General features: G+C 61.5%; 34 protein-coding genes. 24 read left to right on the top strand and 10 right to left on the bottom strand.

The annotated features are described in order from the left end of the window. Positions 1-6: 6 nt before the first annotated feature. The 9 genes from L6D80_RS24340 to L6D80_RS24380 all read right to left on the bottom strand — a co-directional run bounded on the left by L6D80_RS24340 (position 7) and on the right by L6D80_RS24380 (position 5850). Complete coding sequence (locus L6D80_RS24340) at positions 7-1164, bottom strand: RNA-directed DNA polymerase (RefSeq protein WP_176515918.1); 1158 nt, start codon at positions 1162-1164, stop codon at positions 7-9. A 198-nt stretch (positions 1165-1362) separates the two neighbouring features. Beyond that, positions 1363-1716 carry a four helix bundle protein gene (locus L6D80_RS24345; protein WP_054882108.1) on the bottom strand — a complete coding sequence of 118 codons (354 nt, stop codon included), beginning with the start codon at positions 1714-1716 and terminating at the stop codon, positions 1363-1365. 52 nt (positions 1717-1768) lie between these two features. Beyond that, positions 1769-2341 carry a DUF1566 domain-containing protein gene (locus tag L6D80_RS24350; RefSeq protein ID WP_176515916.1) on the bottom strand — a complete coding sequence of 191 codons (573 nt, stop codon included), beginning with the start codon at positions 2339-2341 and terminating at the stop codon, positions 1769-1771. A 115-nt stretch (positions 2342-2456) separates the two neighbouring features. Then, complete coding sequence (locus L6D80_RS24355) at positions 2457-2933, bottom strand: Lcl C-terminal domain-containing protein (RefSeq protein ID WP_176515914.1); 477 nt, start codon at positions 2931-2933, stop codon at positions 2457-2459. Between the two features lie 67 nt (positions 2934-3000). Continuing rightward, positions 3001-3189, bottom strand: coding sequence for a hypothetical protein (locus tag L6D80_RS24360; RefSeq protein ID WP_176515912.1), 189 nt, complete (start codon positions 3187-3189; stop codon positions 3001-3003). Positions 3190-3282: 93 nt separating this feature from the next. Next, a complete protein-coding gene (locus tag L6D80_RS24365) occupies positions 3283-3828 on the bottom strand; it encodes a hypothetical protein (protein ID WP_176515910.1) in 546 nt (181 codons plus the stop codon). After that, complete coding sequence (locus tag L6D80_RS24370) at positions 3825-4082, bottom strand: hypothetical protein (protein WP_176515908.1); 258 nt, start codon at positions 4080-4082, stop codon at positions 3825-3827. Before L6D80_RS24370 ends, L6D80_RS24365 begins: the two co-directional genes overlap by 4 nt. A gap of 19 nt (positions 4083-4101) precedes the next feature. Next, positions 4102-4485 (bottom strand): response regulator transcription factor, encoded by a 384-nt coding sequence (locus L6D80_RS24375; protein ID WP_176515906.1) that lies wholly within the window; start codon positions 4483-4485, stop codon positions 4102-4104. A 621-nt stretch (positions 4486-5106) separates the two neighbouring features. After that, positions 5107-5850 (bottom strand): XRE family transcriptional regulator, encoded by a 744-nt coding sequence (locus tag L6D80_RS24380; protein ID WP_236183076.1) that lies wholly within the window; start codon positions 5848-5850, stop codon positions 5107-5109. A gap of 87 nt (positions 5851-5937) precedes the next feature. Between L6D80_RS24380 and L6D80_RS24385 the strand changes: the two genes are divergently transcribed. Next, complete coding sequence (locus L6D80_RS24385; protein WP_176515902.1) at positions 5938-6147, top strand: transcriptional regulator; 210 nt, start codon at positions 5938-5940, stop codon at positions 6145-6147. A 147-nt stretch (positions 6148-6294) separates the two neighbouring features. On the opposite strand, the gene L6D80_RS24390 is transcribed toward L6D80_RS24385, so the two are convergent. Continuing rightward, entirely contained in the window at positions 6295-6522 is a 228-nt protein-coding gene (locus tag L6D80_RS24390) for a hypothetical protein (RefSeq protein ID WP_176515900.1), read from the bottom strand. 139 nt (positions 6523-6661) lie between these two features. Here L6D80_RS24390 and L6D80_RS24395 point away from each other — a divergent pair, with 139 nt between their 5' ends. The 23 genes from L6D80_RS24395 to L6D80_RS24505 all read left to right on the top strand — a co-directional run bounded on the left by L6D80_RS24395 (position 6662) and on the right by L6D80_RS24505 (position 20661). Then, positions 6662-7513, top strand: coding sequence for a replication protein (locus tag L6D80_RS24395; protein ID WP_176515898.1), 852 nt, complete (start codon positions 6662-6664; stop codon positions 7511-7513). After that, the gene (locus tag L6D80_RS24400) at positions 7503-8312 is read left to right on the top strand and encodes an ATP-binding protein (RefSeq protein WP_176515896.1); all 810 of its coding nucleotides are present in this window, start codon (positions 7503-7505) and stop codon (positions 8310-8312) included. The genes L6D80_RS24395 and L6D80_RS24400 overlap by 11 nt, the downstream gene beginning before the upstream one ends. 2 nt (positions 8313-8314) lie before the next feature. Then, complete coding sequence (locus L6D80_RS24405; protein ID WP_176515895.1) at positions 8315-8611, top strand: DUF1364 domain-containing protein; 297 nt, start codon at positions 8315-8317, stop codon at positions 8609-8611. Beyond that, positions 8608-9036 (top strand): VRR-NUC domain-containing protein, encoded by a 429-nt coding sequence (locus L6D80_RS24410; RefSeq protein WP_176515893.1) that lies wholly within the window; start codon positions 8608-8610, stop codon positions 9034-9036. The genes L6D80_RS24405 and L6D80_RS24410 overlap by 4 nt, the downstream gene beginning before the upstream one ends. Next, positions 9033-10334, top strand: coding sequence for a tyrosine-type recombinase/integrase (locus tag L6D80_RS24415; RefSeq protein WP_176515891.1), 1302 nt, complete (start codon positions 9033-9035; stop codon positions 10332-10334). Before L6D80_RS24410 ends, L6D80_RS24415 begins: the two co-directional genes overlap by 4 nt. Next, entirely contained in the window at positions 10328-10648 is a 321-nt protein-coding gene (locus L6D80_RS24420) for a hypothetical protein (RefSeq protein ID WP_176515889.1), read from the top strand. Before L6D80_RS24415 ends, L6D80_RS24420 begins: the two co-directional genes overlap by 7 nt. Positions 10649-10659: 11 nt before the next feature. Further along, entirely contained in the window at positions 10660-11049 is a 390-nt protein-coding gene (locus tag L6D80_RS24425) for an antiterminator Q family protein (RefSeq protein WP_176515887.1), read from the top strand. 329 nt (positions 11050-11378) lie between these two features. After that, positions 11379-11702, top strand: a complete 324-nt coding sequence (locus L6D80_RS24430; protein ID WP_054892292.1) for a phage holin, lambda family — start codon at positions 11379-11381, stop codon at positions 11700-11702. Then, complete coding sequence (locus L6D80_RS24435) at positions 11702-12040, top strand: HNH endonuclease (RefSeq protein WP_176515885.1); 339 nt, start codon at positions 11702-11704, stop codon at positions 12038-12040. Before L6D80_RS24430 ends, L6D80_RS24435 begins: the two co-directional genes overlap by 1 nt. A gap of 154 nt (positions 12041-12194) precedes the next feature. Then, the gene (locus L6D80_RS24440; protein ID WP_176515883.1) at positions 12195-12740 is read left to right on the top strand and encodes a terminase small subunit; all 546 of its coding nucleotides are present in this window, start codon (positions 12195-12197) and stop codon (positions 12738-12740) included. After that, entirely contained in the window at positions 12740-14425 is a 1686-nt protein-coding gene (locus L6D80_RS24445; RefSeq protein ID WP_176515881.1) for a terminase large subunit, read from the top strand. Before L6D80_RS24440 ends, L6D80_RS24445 begins: the two co-directional genes overlap by 1 nt. 2 nt (positions 14426-14427) lie before the next feature. After that, positions 14428-15642, top strand: coding sequence for a phage portal protein (locus tag L6D80_RS24450; protein ID WP_176515879.1), 1215 nt, complete (start codon positions 14428-14430; stop codon positions 15640-15642). Next, positions 15629-16270, top strand: coding sequence for an HK97 family phage prohead protease (locus L6D80_RS24455; RefSeq protein ID WP_176515877.1), 642 nt, complete (start codon positions 15629-15631; stop codon positions 16268-16270). Before L6D80_RS24450 ends, L6D80_RS24455 begins: the two co-directional genes overlap by 14 nt. Then, the gene (locus L6D80_RS24460) at positions 16267-17466 is read left to right on the top strand and encodes a phage major capsid protein (protein WP_176515875.1); all 1200 of its coding nucleotides are present in this window, start codon (positions 16267-16269) and stop codon (positions 17464-17466) included. Before L6D80_RS24455 ends, L6D80_RS24460 begins: the two co-directional genes overlap by 4 nt. A gap of 49 nt (positions 17467-17515) precedes the next feature. Next, positions 17516-17782 carry a hypothetical protein gene (locus L6D80_RS24465; protein ID WP_176515873.1) on the top strand — a complete coding sequence of 89 codons (267 nt, stop codon included), beginning with the start codon at positions 17516-17518 and terminating at the stop codon, positions 17780-17782. Continuing rightward, positions 17783-18082 (top strand): head-tail connector protein, encoded by a 300-nt coding sequence (locus tag L6D80_RS24470; protein WP_176515871.1) that lies wholly within the window; start codon positions 17783-17785, stop codon positions 18080-18082. Further along, positions 18082-18408, top strand: a complete 327-nt coding sequence (locus tag L6D80_RS24475; RefSeq protein ID WP_176515869.1) for a phage head closure protein — start codon at positions 18082-18084, stop codon at positions 18406-18408. The genes L6D80_RS24470 and L6D80_RS24475 overlap by 1 nt, the downstream gene beginning before the upstream one ends. 8 nt (positions 18409-18416) lie before the next feature. Then, positions 18417-18599 (top strand): hypothetical protein, encoded by a 183-nt coding sequence (locus L6D80_RS24480; protein ID WP_176515867.1) that lies wholly within the window; start codon positions 18417-18419, stop codon positions 18597-18599. 3 nt (positions 18600-18602) lie between these two features. After that, entirely contained in the window at positions 18603-19103 is a 501-nt protein-coding gene (locus tag L6D80_RS24485) for an HK97 gp10 family phage protein (RefSeq protein ID WP_176515864.1), read from the top strand. Further along, positions 19096-19482 (top strand): DUF3168 domain-containing protein, encoded by a 387-nt coding sequence (locus L6D80_RS24490; protein ID WP_176515862.1) that lies wholly within the window; start codon positions 19096-19098, stop codon positions 19480-19482. Before L6D80_RS24485 ends, L6D80_RS24490 begins: the two co-directional genes overlap by 8 nt. A 54-nt stretch (positions 19483-19536) precedes the next feature. Continuing rightward, positions 19537-20037 (top strand): hypothetical protein, encoded by a 501-nt coding sequence (locus tag L6D80_RS24495; protein WP_176515860.1) that lies wholly within the window; start codon positions 19537-19539, stop codon positions 20035-20037. Positions 20038-20077: 40 nt separating this feature from the next. Then, complete coding sequence (locus L6D80_RS24500; protein ID WP_054903693.1) at positions 20078-20422, top strand: hypothetical protein; 345 nt, start codon at positions 20078-20080, stop codon at positions 20420-20422. Between the two features lie 32 nt (positions 20423-20454). Continuing rightward, positions 20455-20661, top strand: coding sequence for a hypothetical protein (locus tag L6D80_RS24505; RefSeq protein ID WP_236183081.1), 207 nt, complete (start codon positions 20455-20457; stop codon positions 20659-20661). Positions 20662-20679 lie beyond the last annotated feature (18 nt).

Consider the following 20679-nt stretch of genomic DNA (forward strand, 5'->3'; position numbering starts at 1 on the left):
CTCTTTTCATCGCTTTCGGTAAGTCTGGGTGAGATCGCTGTTGACCACATGCCCGCGCTGCAGCACCAGGTTGGCCAGTGCTGCGCGGTCCTTCTGGCTGTGGCTGGCTTGGTTGAGCAAGCCGAAGTAGCTGTTGGCCGTCTCGCGCAGGTTCTCTGTAGTCGCTGCGGCTGTGCGCTTCATAGCTTGAGCTACCGACTTCTTGCGGGTGGTTCGCCGCCAGGGCTTGATCACATGCCCAACGAAGTCCACGCCGCGGTCAATCGGCTGCAGGATGGTCTTCGAAGGATTGAGCCTGACTCCCAGACGTGGTAGGAAGGCTTCAATCTGGCGCAGCCAATCGTTCAGTCGCTGCGGCGACTCATGCAGCAGCACGAAGTCGTCGACGTAGCGGATGTAATGCTTTGCCTTGAGTGTGTGCTTGCAGAACTTATCCAGGGCGTCGAGGTAGACGTTGGCGAAGAACTGCGACGACAGGTTGCCGATGGGCAGGCCAAGATATGCCGGCTGCGCGGTCAGCCGTTTGTGCTGCGGTACCTGGTTGAACAGGTGCGCAGGGCTGCGCTCCACGTAGTTCTCACGCGGGTCATGCATGAGCACCTGCAGGGCCAGCTGCCTAAACCACGGATCATTGATCCTGTCCCTCAGCTGGCGACCAAGCACACGCTTGTCGATCGACACAAAGAAGTTGGCCAGGTCGCACTTGAGGTAGAAGCCTTGCTTCGACCAGTTCTGCGTCTGGCTGCGGATCTTCGCTTCCATGCGCTTACCGGCGTACAGCGTGCCGCGCCCCGGGATACAAGCGCAACTGTCCGCTATGAAGCTGCGCTCGATGTCGGGGCCGATGCGGTTGTACAGCAGGTGATGCACGATGCGGTCGCGGAATTCGGCAGCCCACACCTCGCGGGCCTTTGGCCGGGTGACCACAAAACAGATTGAGCGGCCGGGCTGGTAGGTGCCACCCTGCAGCTCGTCGAATAGATCGAGGAGATTGGCTTCCATATCGACTTCGAATCGGCGGGCACTCGCGGTGTTCCGCTTGTGCCGGCGGCAGTCGTAATAGGCCTGCGCCAATTCCTCGAAGGTAAAACTCGCAACGGGCGAATCTGCGGACGGGGCGGACGAGAAACTCGTTGTTCTTGTGGTTGTTGTTGAGCCAGCCATCCTCAAAGTCCATGTTGTAGGCGTTGTTGGCGGAGCGCTGCGACCTATCGTGCTATCTACGTCGCCAGGCCGATTGCTCAGCCTGGAAACTGCGCCGGACCTGCCAGCATCTGCTGGCGGTATCCGTGCTGCGCATGGCGGTGATCACAGATCAGCGGCACGACCAGATTCAGCGTGCAGGCAAGAGGGCCGTAACCCTCAAGCAGCGGACGCGGTTGCGGATTTCTTCCAGGCGTTGGCCTGGCGACCTACGGAGGCCGTTAGCTTCATTGCCTTTGCGTGCTGACCCTTGCTGATCAAGCCCTTGTTGGTGAGGGCGCGTAGCAGGTAGTTCAGCATCCAGACGCTTTCGAGCAGGAGATTCAGGTGGGGGAGCTTGTCCCTAGCCATGTTGGCCCGACCAATCAGCACCAGGGCTTGAAGGCACTCGTCACGGATCTTTGACCCTACGACCTGCTTGAGGTCGCGCGGGATGTTTCGAACCAGGTCGAGCGACAGGCCAAGCAGCTCCTCGGCCACCTTGTGGATCTCAAGCTCTGTGTGCAGGGCCATCCTGGCCTCCTAAAAACGAGGGCGCCGAGGCGCCCAGGAATGAAGAATTGGATTACGGAATAAATCTGCGGACGGGGCGGACGAGAAACTCGTTGCACTTGTGGCCGTAGCGGAGCCAGCCACCCTCAAAGTCCATGAAGTAGGCGATGTCGGCGGAGCGCTGCGAAGATGACCAGTGATAGCTCTTCTCGAACAGCTCTGGCACGTTCGCCTCTGCCAGTTGCAACTCGCGCCGGGCAGGCAGGTAAAAGTCGCTGTGGCCATCCGCGGTGAATTCGCTAGCCAGCTTCGCAGCTGGGTGCTCCTTGCTATCTGCCAGCAGAGCACGCGTGTTGGCTAAGCCATCGCTGGCGCTGGACGCGCCATCGACTTCCTTGCCAGATCCGCCCCAGGCCGCGCTCAGCTGCTCGGTCAGCAGCGGCACAATGAGGTAGTAGTCCGGTGCACCGTTCTCGCCGCGCACCAGGCCGGCGTTGTAACCGCCTTGGCCTGGCCAGTACGAACCCAGGGCTGGGAATCCGGCGGTCGCGGCATCGACAGCCGCGTAGTTAAGAAGCCGGTCGAACTCGCGCTGGATGATTCGGGACGCCACACTGGCGTCAATGCTGATGTTGACTTGCTCCATGGGTGCTCCTTATGAAAATTGGGGCAGGCGGCCGGCGCTTCCCGGCGTGCTTCTGGTCTGAACGCTTTCCTGGCGAACCCGGAATCGCCTGCAGAGAAAGGAATGAAGAGGTGAATTACTGAAGGATGAGGCTGCGGACGGGGCGGACGAGAAACTCGCTGTCCTTGCGGCCGCTGTCGAGCCAGCCACCCCCAAAGTCCACGCTGTAGGCGTTGAGGGCGGAGCGCTGCGAACTAAGCCAGTGCCAGCCGTCTTCGCGCAGGGTGACCAGGCCATCGGCTTTCGCGGCCATCAACAATTGGCCTTCCAGGCAGGACGGGATGAATGCGCCCAGCTCCAGGGCCTTGATGGCGATCTGGCTGCCGGCCTCGGCCATGGCGCGGGTATTGGCCTCGCCGTCGCTGTAGCTGCCAGCGCCTTCGATCTTGGTGCCGTATTCGCCCCAGGCGCCTTCGAACTCGTCAGGCATCAGCACCAGGGCACGCTCTTGGCCGTTCAGCCAGTAGCGGGTAACGAAGATGCCGCCAGCCAGCGGTTGGCCGCGCTCTGGCAGGTCGGCGGCGGCGATGGATTGCAGTGCAAGTTGGGTCATGACTTTCTCCAGGGTATAAGCCGCTCTCCATGACTGGTGGCGGGTGCGTGATAACTCGGGGGTGTTGTTACTTCAGGATGGCCTTAGCGCAGGCCTGGATTTCGATCCAGAGGGCCGAAGATGGCCGCGATTCGTACTTGATCAGCGCCTTAGCTATGCGCTCAGCCAGTTCTTCCTTGCTTCCGATTGGGGGTGGGGGTGCTTGGTGAGCAACCTGAATCGGCAGGTCGAACTGTCCAGGAAGGTCGACTCTCATGCGTCGCGTCTCCTTGATCGTCTGTGATCCCGCTGGGCGGCAGATTGATGTGCTGCTGGCGCCGGCCGTGCCGGACGCGCGCGGTGATGCGTTTCATGCTTTGCGTTTTGCTCGCTTTTCGGCGGTGGTCGGGAAATTGATATCGAACTCACGAAGCAGCCGCTTTAGCTGCTTGTCTGAGATCTTCATCAGCCGCACCACCTGATACCTGGTCATGCAGAGGTTGCGGTAAGCGATGATCTGATCCGCTTTGTCCCTGTCGGTCGCCGGGTCGCTGAGCTTCTTGCCCAGATTGCCCTTGCCGCGCCTTGGATCCGGCTTGAATTTGAATTGGCCATCGAGGGCGTAACTTCCCAGGCAGCTCAGTGACAGGCCGGTGTGTGCAGCCGCTTCGGCATAAGTCATGCGCTTCGCCAGTTCGCGCACTTCTTCGATGCGCTTCCGGCGTCTTTCAGTGCGGGTATTCAGCGGAGCGGCTTGCGCTCGTGCTGGCTCAAGATCGCGGTGCGCGCGCCGCGGCACGTAATCTTTGGTCGGCAGGCTTTGCACCTGGCCGCCGTCGAGAAAGAAGCTATCGATGCTCGCATTGAGCTGGGCCAGCACCGCTTCACGATGGTCTGGGGTTGGTGTGCCATTCACTGCAGGCCACCCCGCTTTGTCGCTGCGCCTGCCTCCATCGCATCCACAAACCGCATGGCTGCCTGGTAGCTGTACGCGAAGCCGTGCACGGCACCTGTCGCGATCTCGACTACATCCCAGGTGCTGCCCTTGTTCGAGGCCTGGAATCGCGGGGCGGGCTGGCCGACCTTGGCGATTGCCTCGGCCCTCACGGATTTGCTGCGCTCGAGCACGGCAAGCTTCTGCTCGAAAGCAGGGTGCATTGCTGAATGCATGGGATGATCCTCGGTAGAGTCAGGCGTGAAGTTCCAGGGCCTCGGCCCGGCGAACGATTCGAACTTGGGCGGTGCGGCGATCCGGCGCGCGGCGGTCGCGGCGCATTGGGTCGCTGTCGTTGATCACCGCATGCATCGCTATGAGGCAGGCGAGGGCGATGCAGAGCGGGCTGATGATCTGGCGGCGCATGGCTTCTGCGACCAGAGCGGCGCGGCGGGGCACGTCGAGCTTGTACATAGCGGCGGCGATGCGCTTCTCGACGCCACCCTCGCTGATGCCGAAGTGGCGGGCGATCTCTTTCGAGGTCATCCCGCGGGCGATATCAAGAACGCATTCCAGCTCGCGGGGAGCCAAGCCCCGGCCAAGATGGCCAATCCATGTGCCGATGGTGATCGTGTCCATGATGTCTCTCTGGGAGGTTTGCTGGCTGAATGCTGGCGAAGTGCTAGCCTTTAGGATCACCTGCAAAAAATGGAGTTATGAAATGGCTTTGACGACCCGGTGCCCGAAGTGCGAGTCGACGATGTTTGAGCTGGCCACCCAAACGAAGGTGGCCGGCAGTGGTCACGTTATTTACTTTGTCCAATGCGCTTCCTGCGGGTGCGCAATTTCTGCAATGAATGCTCAAGAGGTGCATCTCATTGAGCAGATTGCGAAGAAGGTTGGCGCCAGGTAGGCCTGTTGATTTCCCGCCTGCCCCTGATTGCAAGGGCAGGTGGTGAAATCTCCCCGGCCTCGCTACTGGCGACGGGCCGGGTGTTTGCTAATTGTTCCTCCAGCCGCGGGCCGTTCGGCTTGTTCTCCCGCTGGATAACTGCATTGGCGCTTTACGCTGCGCGCCCGGGGCAGTTGCCACCCCTCTGGACCGTTGAGGCCTGTCCATCGCTGCCTTTGCTGCGGCCGGTGTCGATCCGGCATAGGCAAAATATAAGTACGCTTATCTTTGGTGTCAATAAGCACGCTTATAAATTTTCACGAAGGCATGAAAAAGCCCGCATTTGCGGGCTTGGTTGGGGCGGCGAGTTACTTACGACGGGGAGATCTTCGAACGGTGGACCACCAGAAGACCCGGCCGAGCATGCGAACTTCGTCATTCCATTGCTCGGCCGTCATGACTTCATCGGGGTACTCGTCGTCATTCTCGCTGCTGATACGGATCGCCCCTTGCGGTAGGCGATAGAGGTACTTGGTGCGCAGCATGCCGCCGTGATTGAAGGCGTAGATCTCGCCGTCGATGATCGACGTGTCGCTCATGTCGAAGCCGATCGCAGCGCCATCAAGGATCAAGCGCTCCATGCTGCGGCCTTTCACGCGCGCGACTGCCGCGCTCTTCTTGTCGACACCAGCGGCACGGAGTGTTGCACAACTGAAACGCAATTTGCGGTTCGCCACCTCGATTACTTCAGTCATTCCGTTGCCACCTGAAAACTCAACTTCAGCGAAGTACGGGACTTCACAATCATCTTCATCAAGCGGATCGCCTTCGTCCCAGGCCGACAGCTCACCAAGCAGTTCCAGCTCGTGAGTTATAGGCTGGTTTCCTGGCTGGACTGAGGATTGGTCCATTTGGCCGATGCCTTCAGCCAGCCAGAGGGGATTCACCCGGCATACCTGGGCAATCTTGGTGAGGTGAACGCTGCGAAGGTTCTTCCCGGTTTCAAGTTGGGAAATGACGGGCTGCTCTACGCCGACCTTTTCGGCCAGGGAGCGCTGAGTCAGCTGAGCATGCTTGCGAGCTGCCTTGATTCGATCTGCGAGGGTGTCCATGGCGTGGAATCTATAAGGCAACTTATAGGCTTGCAAATAAGGCTCCTTATTCATACAGTATAAGCACGCTTATCAGGAGTTGAATCCATGACCCCCATCGAAAAGCTCGTCGGTTTCTTTGGCGGGCAAGCGAAGACAGCTGCTGCGCTCGGTGTAAGTCAGGCCGCCGTTTCGTATTGGTCCACCGGCGCTCACACCATGAGCGCAAAGCGGGCGTTTCTTGCGGAAGAGCTCACCCATGGCGCTGTAACAGCGAAAGAGCTCTGCCAACCAGTTACGGGCAAGACCGCTGCCTGACGTGAAGAATTATGCGTGACCTGGCCTTGCGCCAGTAGTGAACTGAACCAGCTGTGAATTTAACCAGTAGGAGAGAGCAGATGGACCAGCAATTCCCAGTGGACGGCGATGCAAGCGAAAAGCTGGCTTTCATCGCCGCCCAAATTTCTACCGCTTCACTTTCTCAATACCAGCAAGAAGTTCCTCAATCGGAGTGCGCAGTATGCTCCTGCCGCCTTTCCACTGAGGGTTCTCAGGAAGCTTCGAGAGCACTGCCGCAGCATCGCGTTTCAGCACTTCAACGTCCAGTTGAGGGTTCAGCGCTACTGCTTTGCCAACCAGAGTCAGTGCAGCAAGAACCCCAATTTCGAAAGGAGTGATCACTTCATCTTCCATGTCCGGTCTCCTTGGACCTTGTTGTGTGGAAGCAAAAAGCTACCACGGATGCACCGGACACCCATAACGCCCGAATTGCGGGCATAAAAAAACCGCCTGGCAGGGCGGCTTTCTCTACAGCATTTCAACGGGTTTAAGCATGACAAACATAGTCCCACTTGACAAGTCCAGGGGGTTCACCCGGATGGACAATCAGCTCATGGATGGCCTGTTGGCTATCGATCTCCCGGCCAGGGAGATGAAGATTGTGCTGTACGTGGCCAAGGCCACCATCAACTTCGGCGCGGGCGCTCAGCGCATCCCGGCGACCGACATCGCAACGGCCATCAACGCCCACCCTGATTCCGTATCCAAGGCGATATCCAGTCTGCTGCGCCGTCGTGTGTTGTTCCGCGAGGGTGGTGCCCGGGGTGACATCGGCGTGAATGCCCCGAAAGACTGGGTTTACGTCACTGATCCGAAACAGCCCAAAACAGCCGAGTCGGCTCAAGTGGTCCGAATCGGAGAAGAGCCGAAACAGACCAAAACCGCCGAGTCCCTTCTTTATTCTAAGAATCTAACCCCCTATGTATTTCTTTCTTCGAAAGAAAATACATGCCCCCCCAGCGATGAGCAGCCGACTCCGGCCAAGGCTGACCGCAAGGCGCCATTCGGGAAGGTCGCCATGCTGGCCGACAACCCGCACGGCCTGGATGAGTCGCTGATCGCTGACTACCTGACTGTCCGCAAGGCCGCAAAAGCCCCGGTGACTGCCAGGATCTGGTCCGGCCTGAATGCCAAGCTGGAGCAGTGCAAGGCATTCGGCATTCAGCCTGCCCAGGCCCTGGAGGTCGCCGTCGAGAACGGATGGCGCGGATTCGAGGTGGACTGGGTGACCAAACGTCTCGCCGCCCAGCTGCCTGCTAACCCCAACAGCCGCCACCACGGTTTCAGTGACCGCGACTACACCGGCGGCCTGACCGAGCGCGAGGACGGTACATATGCGATCTGAATCGGTGATCACCATGTCCGAGGTGCGAAACGCCGCCGGCTTCCGCGTCCAGCCTGCGCATTGCGAGCATCACGGCGACTTCGAGCAACGTGTGACCATGCTCATGGGGCGCGAAATCGTCGGCCGGTGCCCGGAGTGCGAGAAGGCCGCCATTGCCGAGCGAGAGGCCAAGCAGCAGGCCGAAGATACCCGCCTGAAGCGTGAGGCCATGACCCGCAAGCTTGGTTCGGCGCTGATCCCGAAGCGCTTCTCCGACCGCACCCTGGCCAACTACCGCGTCGACCACGAAGGGCAGCGCAAAGCCCTGGCCTACTGCACTCGCTACGTGGCGGCCTTCGAGGAAATCGAGCGCACCGGCCGGTGCCTGATGCTGCTGGGCAAGGTCGGTACCGGCAAGACCCATCTGGGTGCCGGCATGGCCAACGAGCTGATGCGCAACACCTCGGCCACCGCCGTATACCGGACGGTCGGGGCCGTCCTGCAATCCATCCGGGCGACATACGACCGCCAAAGCGAACAGTCCGAGGCCGACATCCTGGCCAGCCTGATCGAGCCTTCACTGCTGGTTCTGGATGAGGTCGGGGTCAGCAAGGAGCAGCCGAGCGAGTTCGAGCTGACCACCCTTTTTTCGATCATCAACGGGCGCTACGAGCAGATGCGCCCCACGGTGGTGATCTCCAACCTGGAGGCCGGCCAACTGCGCCACGCCATGGGCGAGCGGTGCTATGACCGCCTGCGCGAGGGCGGCGGGGTGGTGGTGCCCTTCGAGTGGGATTCTCACCGCGGCAAGGAGTCCTGACCATGCGGCAAACCAAGCTGACCAAGGCCGCACGCGGTCGAGAGTGCCAGGTGCGCATTCCAGGCGTGTGCAACGGCAACCCCGAGACCACAGTCCTTGCGCACTACCGCCTGGCGGGCACCTGCGGCGTCGGCAAGAAGCCGCACGACCTACAAGGCGCCTGGTCCTGCAGCGCCTGCCACGACGCCTGCGATGGTCGCAGCCGATCCGTGGATCGTGAAACCGCTCGCCAGTACCACGCCGAGGGCGTCATGCGCACCCAGGCGCTTTTGTTGAACGAGGGAGTGTTGATCGCATGAATGCCCCCGCCATTCGTCCGTTCAGGGCCAGGCCGGCCCGCGCCAAACCCGTCGACCGGGAAGGGCAGGAGCAGGTCGCGCTGATGAAAGAACTGCAACTGCGCTACCCGCAGGCCTACAAGCTGATCTACCACGTGCCGAACGGCGGGCACCGGGTCAAGGCCGTGGCCGCCAAGCTGAAGGGGCAGGGCGTCAAGGCCGGCGTGCCCGACCTGGTGCTGCCTATGGCGCGCGGCGGGTACTTCGGCCTGTACATCGAATTCAAGGCCATGCCGCCCTTCGATGCGCCGGTGTCGCCCAGCCAGGACGCCTACCTGCAGGCTCTCGCTGGTCAGGGCTACCTGGCGATCGTGTGCCGGGGCAACATCGATGCCGTCGAAGCCATCCGCGCTTATCTGCTGCTGCCCGCGACGGTGGCCGCATGAGCGCGACCCGTGAAGTGAAGCTGAGCGAGGCCGAAGTGCGCCGGCAGGCCGCCGACAAGTCAGTGCGCGACCTGCGTGACCCGCGTCACCCTGGCCTGTACCTGCGCTTCTGGAGCAACCGTGAGCGCGGCACCTGGCACCTGGTGCGCGGTAAGAAGTGGGTGCCCGTGGCGCGCTGGCCGGAGCTCAGCGTGGCGGCGGTGATCGCCGAGCTGCCCGCGCTGCGTCAGCGCCTGCTGCGTTCCCCGGCCACCGCCCCGGTAGTCTCCGGCATGGCCACCGTGGGCCAGTTGCTGGACTGGTACGGTGACCGCATGGCCCGCGACCGCTCGCTGTCGGCCAAGCGCAAGGCCGGTGCCCGCTCCGCCATTGGCCAGCACTTGAAGCCGCGTCTGGATGATCTGGCGATCGTCGACGTGAATGCCGATGCGCTGGACAAGCACCTGATGTGGCCGTGCCAGGCCGAGGTGTCGCTGTCCTACCTGCGGCAGATGTTTGCGCTGCTGCTGACCGCCTTCCGCCAGGCCCTGCAGTTGGGCCTGATCGACCGCAACCCGATGGCCGGGATGCGTTTCAACGACTTCACCAAGGCCAAGATTCTGCCCAAGTCATCCCGTCTGCGTGACGTACAACTGCCGGAGCTGATGCGGCAGCTGGCCCAGGCCTTCGAGGAGGCCCCTGGCGACGCCATGCTGGCCCTGATGATGTTGGCCCACGGTACCCGGATCGGCGAGACCCGCATGGCGCGCTGGAACGAGATCTCGCTGGCTGCGGCCGAGTGGTTCATCCCCGCGGCCAACGCCAAGACCCGCACCGAACACCGCCTGCCGCTGACCGCCCAGGTGCAGGCACTGCTGACCCGGCACCGGGCCATCCAGCAGGCCATGGGCTACGAGGGTGTGTACCTGTTCCCGAATCGCCGGGGTCTGTGCCTGAGCGAGACGCAGGCCAGCAACGTGTTCAAGCGTCTGGGGCAGGGCGAGTGGACCAGCCACGATCTGCGCAAGGTATCCCGCAGCACCTGGACCGACCTAGGCATCGACGGCCACATCGGCGAGATGCTGCTGAACCACAAGCTGGGCAAGATCGCCAGCACCTACATCCACACCCAGGCCATGCAGCAGCGCCGCGCCGCGCTGGAGAAGTGGCATGCCTGGCTTGATCGGGTTGGCTTTGCAGCCATCCACAGCCTTACCAAGGCCTTATTTGAAATTTCGCAGAATTCGCCAGAGGCCACAGCAGGCAAGGCGCCGAGCGACCTTACCGCATTTGTAATTAGCGAGGATTCGAAATGCTGAAAAAGGGCATTCGCCGCGAGTTCTCTCGGCAACTGATGCCGTTGACCACCTGCCCAGGGTGTCGAGGCCTTGCCACCCTCGATGGACTTTACGGCCCGCGGCCATGCATGGGTTGCAACGTGTCCGGCTGGGTTGATGCGGCTACCGGAAAGGCGTTGCCACTTGAAGAGCTGGTAACGCAGCTGAGCCTGCGCTTGCAGGCTGCTCAGCGACACATCAACGAATTGAAGCGCTCTCGGGTCAATGGGCCAGAAGCGACATATCAGGGAAGCAATCGGCGCGGCGCCGGCGGCACCAACTACACCGGGGATTGAGGGGGAAGGACATGAAAAAACGCACCTACGTAGACAAGGCCCTTGGTGACACCGCATACATGCTCGAGCAATGGGGCTGGTGGCGCATGGATGGCATGGGCGTGCCTCAGTATGTCTGCCCGCTTTATGCGCTCATGAAGGAACACGTCCCAGCGGAAGGCGGGCTCAAGCAGTACGTGATCACGGACGACCTAGCACTTTCGGTAGATGGAGCCGTAGCCAGGCTGAACAAGCGCAACCCGCAGATGGGCGGATTCGTCTGGCTGTACTTCGGTGCTAAGTGGCCTGCGCTGCGCATCGCACGCGAGCACAAGATGAGTGAAGCCAAGGCGCGCGAGTTGATAAACACTGGTGTGGCCTGGATCGATTGCGCCCTGGAGCAATTGCGAGAGGCTGCATAAAAAGCTTTCCGCGCGGATAAACACCTGTTTTCATAGCAGCGTGTCCAGCTTGCAAGCAACGCGACACAGCGAGATCCCGGCGAATGAGGCCGGGATTTTGCGTTTTGGAGATGATCAAAGCCCGGCGTGAACGTGCAGGGGTAACAGTCAGCGTGGGGACTGGAGGGAAACGCCACGACATCGACCTGACAGGGTCGACATCTCCGCCCATTCGAAGCCTCGGCAATTGCCGGGGCTTTTTCGTTTTCGGCTCCACCACACCCATCGCCCTGAACTGGGAGTGCTGTTGGGGCCGAACCTACTGCGCTCCCCAAAAGGGAGGAATTGAGATGCCAAACATGCCCGAGAAGGATCCTGGCCTGTGGGCCGCTGTGCTCGCCTGGGTGCTGGCTCACCAGCCTCAGTTGTATGCCGCTGGCCTGTCGGTCGCGATTGCTGCCCTTCGGGTAGTGTACGGCGGTGGGACACGCCGGCAGATGATCTTGGAAGGCGCGCTATGCGGCCTCATTACCTTGGCCCTGGTGCCCTTGCTCGAATGGATGGGCTTACCGCAGGGCATGGCCACCTTCGCCGGTGGTGCCGTGGGTTTCATGGGTGTGGAGAAGCTTCGCGGCTATTCCGACCTATTCCTATCCCGCAAGGCTCAAGGCTGATGGCCAGGCTCAAGACGCTGAGCCCTCGCATCAAGGAGAACACCGGCACTCGGGTCAAGGTGGTGAACCCCAGCAGTTGGCGGAGCGGCATGACCAGCTCCCAGCGAGGTTACGACTACAAGTGGCAGAAGGCGAGGGAGCGTTACCTGAAAGACCATCCGCTCTGCGTCTACTGCGCCAAGCAAGGTCGAACCACTGCAGCGTTCATCGTTGACCACATCGTCCCGCACCGGGGCGACAAGGTCTTGTTCTGGGACCAGGCCAACTGGCAGTCGCTGTGCAAGCCCTGCCACGACTCGGTGAAGCAGGCAGAGGAGGCTGCAGGACTAGCCGGGTGACGCCGTCGGAGCTGCAGAACCGGTCGGGAGCGCTTCGAAGCACGCCAATGACGTGCATCAACCCCGGGGGCGGTCAAAATATAGCCATTCTCACTTAGCTAGACCGCCACCGACCCCACGTACAGATTTTTTTCCCCCACAGGATTTTTGTTAAATGGCTTTAACATCCCGCAAGCGCGCTTTCATCGCTGCGCTGAGGGAAGGTGCGTCCAATCGAGACGCTGCTGTGGCGGCTGGCTATTCCGAGAAGACAGCGTCTGCGGCGGGGTCTCGGCTGGTAAAGGACAAGGACGTGGCGGCCGAGCTGATGAAGCTGCGGGCGCTCGGCCTGATGCCTCCAGATGTTAAAGGTGATGTTAAAGCGGATGTTAAAGCTGGCCCCGCTGCGAAGTCCTCCAAACAGACCGACGAAAGTGCAGCCTCGCCGCGTACAGCTGACGATCCAGCCGCCCCGGAACCTGCCGACTTCGACCTGATGAAGGTACTGCTCCACCGCGACCCGAAGGACTACCTGCTGTCGGTAATGAACGACCTGGAGTCTGAGGCGAAACTGCGTGTCGACGCAGCAAAGGCTCTGATGCCCTTCATGCATCCCCGAAAGGGAGAGAGCGGCAAGAAAGAGGAAGCCAAGGCGAAGGCAGCCGACGCGGCCTCTGGTAAGTTCGGTGCCCGCCGTGGGCCTCTGCGGTCGGTGAAGTGATGGACTGGACAACCGCATGCCCCGACTGGGAGCAGCGCATCGTCGCGCGCCAGAGCCTCATCCCGTTCAAGCCACTGTTCCCGACCGAGGCTGAGGAAGCGCTCGACGTGTTCGGCGCGCTGCGCATGGTGGACGCCACCGGCAGCCCGCTGATGTCCGAGACCGTCCGTGACTGGGTCAACCAGTTCGTCGCGGCGATCTTCGGGGCCTACGATCCCGACGAGGGGCGCCGCCTGGTCAGCGAGTTCATGCTGCTGATCAGCAAGAAGAACGGCAAGTCGACGATCGCCGCCGGGATCATGCTCACCGCATTGATCCTCAACTGGCGACCGTCCGGCGAGTTCATCATCCTGGCGCCGACGAAGGAGATCGCTGACAACTCCTACATCCCGATTCGGGACATGGTGCGGGCTGATGAGGAGCTCGACGCCCTGCTCAAGGTGCAAGATCACCTGCGCACCGTGACCCATCGGCAAACCAACGCCACCCTCAAGGTGGTTGCTGCCGATAGCGAAACGGTGTCTGGCAAGAAGGCCATTGGTGTGTTCGTCGACGAGCTTTGGGTGTTCGGCAAGCGTGCGAACGCCGAGGCAATGCTGCGTGAGGCCACTGGCGGTCTGGCGTCCCGGCCCGAGGGGTTCATCATTTGGGCCACGACCCAGTCCGATGCGCCGCCCGCCGGGGTGTTCCGGCAAAAACTGATGTACGCCAGGAAGGTTCGCGATGGGGAGATCGTCGACAAGTCCTTCCTGCCGGTGCTTTATGAGTTCCCGAAAGCGATGCTTGATGCTGGCGCCCACCGGGATTTCTCCAACGCCTACATCACCAACCCGAACCTGGGCCTTTCTGTAGATGAGCCTTTCATCGAGCGCGGCTATGCGCAGGCCCAACTCGACGGCGAGGAATCGTTCCGGGGCTTTCTCGCCAAGCACCTCAACGTCGAGATCGGCCTGGCCCTGCTGTCAGACCGGTGGGCAGGGGCGGACTTCTGGGAGCAGCAAGCGTCCGAGCTGTGCCGCACGTTGGACGATCTGCTCGAGCGCTGCGAAGTGATCGACATTGGCGTCGATGGCGGCGGTCTTGACGACCTGCTGGGCCTGGCTGCCATTGGCCGAGAGACCGGCACGCGCCGCTGGCTGACGTGGACACACGCTTGGGCGCATCCCTCGGTGCTGGAGCGGCGCAAGTCCGAGGCACCGCGCATTCGCGACTTCGCCAAAGACGGTCACCTGACCCTGGTGCAGCGCATCGGTGACGACATTGAGGACGTGGCCCAGCTTGTGGCGCGAGTGGAGCAGGCCGGCCTGCTGGACAAAGTCGGCCTCGACCCGGCAGGCGTCGGCGCCATTCTCGATGCGCTCGAAGCGGTCGGCATCCCCCGAGACAAGATCGATGGCATTTCACAGGGCTGGCGCCTGGGTGGGGCGATCAAGACTGCCGAGCGCAAGCTGGCCGAGGGCACGCTGCTGCACGGTGGACAGCCGCTCATGGCCTGGTGCTGCGGCAACGCCCGCGTCGAGCCCAGGGGCAACTCGATCCTGATCACCAAGCAGGCCAGCGGCTCGGCAAAGATCGACCCGCTGATGGCGCTGTTCAACGCCGTGACGCTGATGGCGCTCAATCCTGAGGCGAAGGGCGGCATGGACAACTACCTCAACAACGGCTTCTTCGACCTCATAGGCTGACCATGGGATTCAAATGGTACAAACCCTCGACCTGGGGCTTTTTCGGTTACACCGACCCCGCCACCGGGGACTACGTGGAAGCCGATCTCGAGGTGGGCGGCAAACGGACCAAGGCTGGCGTTCGAATCACGACCAAGAACGCGCTCTCCATCAGCATGGTCTGGTCCTGCGTCAAGATCCTTTCCGAGTCGCTGAGCGGTCTGCCGCTCAAGCTTTACGACGACACGGGCGGCGGGCGGAGGCTCATCAACGGCAGCGATCGGATGCTGAGGCTGCTGCGCAAGCCCAACCCCTACATGACGATGCTGAACTTCCTCAAGTTCGTGGTCGTGAACATGGCGCTGCGCGGTAACGCCTTCGCCTTAATCGAGCGCAACGGCCAGGGCGACGTCATCGGCCTGGTACCGCTGGATGGCCGGACAGTTCAGATCGATACCGAGGAGGATCTGCTGTACACCGTGACGCCGTCCGAGGGCGATCCATTTCCGGTGTCGCCAGAGCACATGCTGCACTTCAAGCTTTTCAGTCTTGACGGCGTGGTCGGCCTTTCGCCGCTTGAGCACCAAGCCGAAACCATGGGCCTGGCCAAGGCCGGCCAGCAGTGGTCGGCGCGGTTCATGAGGAAGGGCGGCTTCACTGGTGGTTACGTCATCTATGACAACTTCCTGACCGACCAGCAGCAAGCTCAGGTGCTCAAGCGTTTTCCTGATGTGCGCAAGGCTGATACCGACGATATCGGCAAGATGGCCATTCTGCAGGGCGGCCCGAAGATTGTGCCGGCTGGGATCAGCCAGAAAGACGCCCAGTTCATCGAGTCGCAGCAGTTTCAGGAGGAAGCCCTGGCCGGCATCTACGGTGTGCCGCTGTGGCTGGCCAACCGCGCTGGCAAGACATCAATCATGGGTTCGAACCTGGAGCAGCAGCTCATCGGGTTCATCACCTTCGGCCTTAAGCCCTACATCGACACAATTGAAGACGAGCTGAACAGCAAGTTGTTCGGCAACACATCACGCTTCGTGGAGTTTGTGGTCGAGGGGTTGCTGCGTGCCGACAGCGCAGGCCGCGCCACCTATCTGGGGGCTGCCCTCGGAGGCTCGGGTGGCTCTGGTTGGATGACCATCAACGAAGCCCGCGCCAAGGAAAATCTGCCTCTCTTGGAAGGCGAAGAATACAACCGGGTGACCCGGTGGGAGGTTCAGAAAAATGGCGAGTCTTGAATGCCCATTCGAACTCAAGTCCGTTGACGAAGCCGGTAATTTCGAGGGCTACGCTGCGGTGTTCAATAACATCGATCTCGGCGATGACGTGATCGTGCCGGGAGCTTTCACCCGGGTAAAGGCAACACGCGGCGGCAAGCTCAAGCTGGCTTTGTACCACGACCTGACCCGCTTGGTTGGTGCCGCCGACTTCACCTCGGATGACCATGGCCTGCTGTTGAAAGGCCAGGTGAACCTCAAGGTCAGCTACGCCCGTGACGCCTACGAACTGATGAAGGACGAAGTCCTCGACAGCATGTCGATCGGCTTCAACACCATTAAGGCAGATTTCGAGGATCGCGCCGGCCGGCGCGTCCGCATCATCAAGGAGGCCGAACTCTGGGAGGCCTCCTTCGTACCGTTCGGCATGAACCCTGAGGCACAAGTCCTCAGCGTCAAGTCTGACATCAGGCTTTTCGAGAAGGCGCTGCGCGAACGCATGGGCCTCTCGCAGAAGGAAGCGGCGGCAGTCGCTTCGCTCGGCTACACCGCGCTACGCCGTGATGGCGGGAGCGAGGCCACGGCGATCGTGGATGAGCTGAAAGAAATTCCCAACTTGTTCACCCAATATTTCGGAGTATCGCCATGAGCGAAGTGAAAGAACTGAAGGATTCCATCGAGCTGCAACTGAAGAGTGGCTTCGGCGAGTTGCAGAAGAAGTACGATGCGGCCATGGATGAAATGCAGAAGGGTAACCAGGTAACTGGCGACCTGAAGAAGCAGATCGAAGACCAAAAGGGCGAGCTGCAGAAGGTCATCGACCAGGTCGTGGATCTGGAGCAGAAGGGCGTCAAGCTGCGTGGCCAGCCCAGCGAGGGCAAGAGCTTCATCGACCTGATCAACGGCGACGACGGCTACAAAGCGCTCAGCCAGAAAAGCGCCGCGCTGGCACAGCTCGAAGTCACCAAGTCCGACATGGCCAGCATGAAGGAAATGAAGGTGACCAGCGCTGGTATCGTTGCTCCCGTCTACGATCCGGTGATTCAGCCTGGCATTCGCCAGGAGCTGCGTATCCGCGATCTTCTCACCTCCGTCCCGGTCGCTGGCCAGAACTACACCTACTTCCGCGAGAAGCTGCACACCCGTGGCGCTGCGCCGGTGGCGGAGGGCGGCCTGAAGCCAACCAGCAACGTCACCTTCGAGACTGTAACTGACCGCGTGAAGAAAATTGCGGTTTGGATGCCGGTGACCGACGAGGCGCTGGACGATGTTCCGCAGATGTTCGCCTACCTGCAGCAGCTGCTGCGCTATGACCTGAAGCTTGAGGAGGAGGCGCAGATTCTCAAGGGTGACGGTACCGGCGAGAACCTGCCTGGCCTGATGACCCAGGCGACCACCTACGACGCAGCCCTCAGCAAAGCCGGCGATACCGCCATCGACTTGGTCCGCCGTGCCATCTACCAGGTGCGTAAGCAGTCGCAGATGTCCGCTGACGGCACCGTGATGACTGAACTGGACTGGATGAACATCGAACTGCAGAAGGACGGCGAGAACCGCTACCTGTTTGCCAACCTGCAGGGCCTGGTCACTCCTATCCTGTGGGGCCGTCCGGTAATCACCTCCGACAGCATGGACGAGGGCGACGGCACCACCGGTGGCGAGTTCTTGGTGGCGAACTTCGCTCGCTCCACCACGCTGTTCGACCGTATGTCGTTCATGTTCAAGATGGGCCTGATCAACGATCAGTTCATCAAGAACGAACGTGCGCTGCTGGTCGAGGAGCGCCTGGGCCTGGGCGTGCGCCGCAAGGAAGCCCTGGTGAAAGGTCGCTTCCTGACCGCCTAACCCCACCGAAGGCCGGCACATTGCCGGCCTCTTAATTTCTGGAGGCAGCATGAAAATCAAGATTCTGTGGGGCTTTGTCGGAAACGGCGCGCTACTGGGTGCCACCTCGAACAAGGTCAAGGCCGGCGAAACCTTCGATGATGCCGACGACGAGTACGCCTACACCCTGATCGGCAAAGGTTTGGCAGTAGAACTCGACGCCAACGGCAAGCCTCGCCTGGCAAAGCCGAAGGAAACTAAGCCCGCGGCGTCGAAGGAGGACAAGGCCGCTGCTGACAAGGCCGCTGCTGACAAAGCCGCTGCCGAGGCCAAGTAAATGCTGGACCTGGCCACCGTGAAGCTGCACCTGCGGGTCGATGGTGACGATGAAGACCTGCTGATCGGCGGTTATGTCGAAGCCGCTAAGGCGCACGTCGAGCAGCACTGCGACCGCAAGCTGGTCGAGGCCGACCCTGTCGAGCCTGAAGAGATGGGCCTTACCCGCGATGTTGAGCAGGCTGTCCTGCTGCTGGTGGGTCACTGGTACGCCAACCGTGAGGCCGTGGCCGTTGGCACCATCGCCACGGCCATGCCGCTCGCAGTCGAAAGGCTGCTCTGGTACAGGAAGCGCTTCTGATGAGAGCCGGTCCTTTGCGGCACCGCTGCCGCCTGAGCAAGTACGAGCGCGTGCAGAACGACACCGGCGGCTATGACCAGGAATGGGTGCCGGCCGGTGAGCTCTGGACGGAGATCACCATTCCTACGGGGCGCACTCAGCCGGTGGCTGAGCGACTGGAGGCGACCGTCAGTGCCGAAATCCGCATCAGACCGCGATCTGACATTGCTGTCGGCTGGCGACTGACCGAGAAGAGTACCGGCTTGATCTACAAGGTTGAGGCGGTGCTGCCCAACAACGAACGGGACATGCTGCGCCTGCTGTGCTCCAGCGTCCCCAATCCATGAGGTGAACCATGAAGATTCGTGCACTGGGCATCCTCTCCGGCGCCTCTGGCGATCGCGAGAAGGGTGAAGAGTTTGTGGTCGACAAGGAGTATGGCGCCGGCCTCATCGCCCGCGGCTACGCCGAGGAGGTGACCGAAGCGGCCGCCGAGAAGGCTACCAAGCCAGCCAAGGCCGACCAGGCCAAGGAGTAGGCTATGGTCAGACGCTCCAGTATTCGGGGCGATATCCGGCTGCGTCGGACGCTTCGCAACATCCACAAGACCATGGACAACGAGTTGAAGCCAGCCATGGAGCAGGCAGCGGGTCGCATCTTGGCCACCCAGCAGCAGCTGATCCCTAAAGACACAGGTGACGCTGCTGCAGCGTTGAGGGTGTACGTGTCGCCCAGCGGCCTGGACGCCCAGATCGGCATTCGGGGCAAGCGGGACAATCGCCGGTTCTTCTACCTGCGCTTCATCGAGCACGGGACGAAGGGCTACATGGGCGGCAAACGCGCGGGCAGCCGCAACCAGCGCGAAACCAACAAGAGCGACGGCCAGCACTTTTTCGGCAAGCACCCGGACATTCCTGCCAGGCCCGCCCATCCGTGGCTGCGACCGTCAATGGACGTGAATAGGGAGTATGTGATGGCCGATCTTGAGGCAGCTGTCCGCCGGACGCTGCGCAAGGCGAGCCTGGGAGTGGGCAATGGCTGACCCATCTGTTGCTCTGCAGAAGGCGCTGTTCGCCAGGCTTCGCGATGAGGTGAGCTGCCCAATTCACGACGGCGCCGGTATCAACACGCCGAAGCCCTATGTGTCGATCGACCGCGAGGTTTCGGTCAACGCACGCCCGATCTCCGGGCGCAAGCGCGAGCAGCGCCTGCTGTACTTGTCCGTATGGTCTGACGCTGTTGGCCAGGCCGAAGTGAAGCGCCTCAACGGCGAGGTGATCGCCGCATTGGACGAGCGCCCACTGCCGCTGGAGGTCGGCCGCGCAGTCTCGGTCCGTGTCATCCAGTCGGATGCCCAGCGCGACGCCGACGGCGTTACCTACCAGGGCTCGATCACGGTCCGCGTGATTACTACCCACTGAGTCAACCACTGGCCGCGCCGCGGCTTTATCCAATGTGCCTTTGGAGGATTCCCCATGGCCGAAGACAACCTCAACACAGCCGCCGGCTGCCGCCTGGCCATTGGCGGCAAAACCGGCGCCGGAACCGAAACCGAGTACAAGGCCGACACCTACGTTGATGTAGGCGAGATCGAAGACCTTGGCGAGTTCGGCGACACGTTCAACCCCGTGAACTTCACCTCACTGCGCGATGGCCGGGTACGCAAGTACAAGGGCACCGCGGATGCTGGCGATATGACCATGGTCGTGGGTCTGGACAACGGAGACGTTGGGCAGAAGGCGGTGGCCGTTGCCCACAAGGACCGCTCCAAGGGTAATTACAACATCAGGATCACGCTGAACGACGGTGACCCAGGCGCATCTCCACCGGTCCTGCCGACAACGTACTACTTCGGTGTGAAGATGATGAACAACAAGGTGGCTGCTGGTTCTGCCGACAACGTTGTGCGTCGCAACGTCACCCTGGGCATCAACACCGACATCCTCGAAATTCTGCCTGGCCCCGCCAACCCTTGATAGATGGGGCTTCGGCCCCGTCCCCTGCTGAGAGAAGCCCATGAGCGAAGCTCTGTATGGCACCACCACCTTAGTGGTTGGTGCACGAACCTACACCCTGCGCCCAACCCTCGAGGCGGCCCTGCTGATTGAAAGCCGATTCGGCGGTCTGCGAGGCGCGCTTGAATCGATGCGACTGATGAGTATCGGTGCCAGCGCCGACATCATCGTCGCCGGCGCCAGCCTGCAGGCTGACCAGCATGCCCAGGTCGCTGCCGAAGTATTCCAGACCGGCGTGGCCAAAGTCTCAGCCAAACTGACCGACTTCATCACCGTGCTGCTAAATCCGGTACCGCCGAGCGTGGTCGCCCGGGGAAAGGGCGGGGCGGACAGCACAGCGCCGTAAAGGATGGTAGCTACGTCGACTATTTGTTCGGCGTGGCCACCGGCTGGCTTGGCTGGCCGCCTGACACGGCGTGGCGTACGCCCATCCCACAACTCATGCTGGCGCTCGATGCACGTCTCGACTGGACCGGACGCGGCCAGGCCCAAACCTCAGCGTCTGACCAGGGGCAGGCACCGCGCAGACCCGGCAACGTTGCTGACAAGTTGAAGGCCTTCTTCCGAGGCCGGCAGCAAGAGTAAGTCTCCGCCTACGGGCGT

This window comes from Pseudomonas ceruminis, from assembly GCF_021602025.1.
Classification (GTDB): domain Bacteria; phylum Pseudomonadota; class Gammaproteobacteria; order Pseudomonadales; family Pseudomonadaceae; genus Aquipseudomonas; species Aquipseudomonas ceruminis.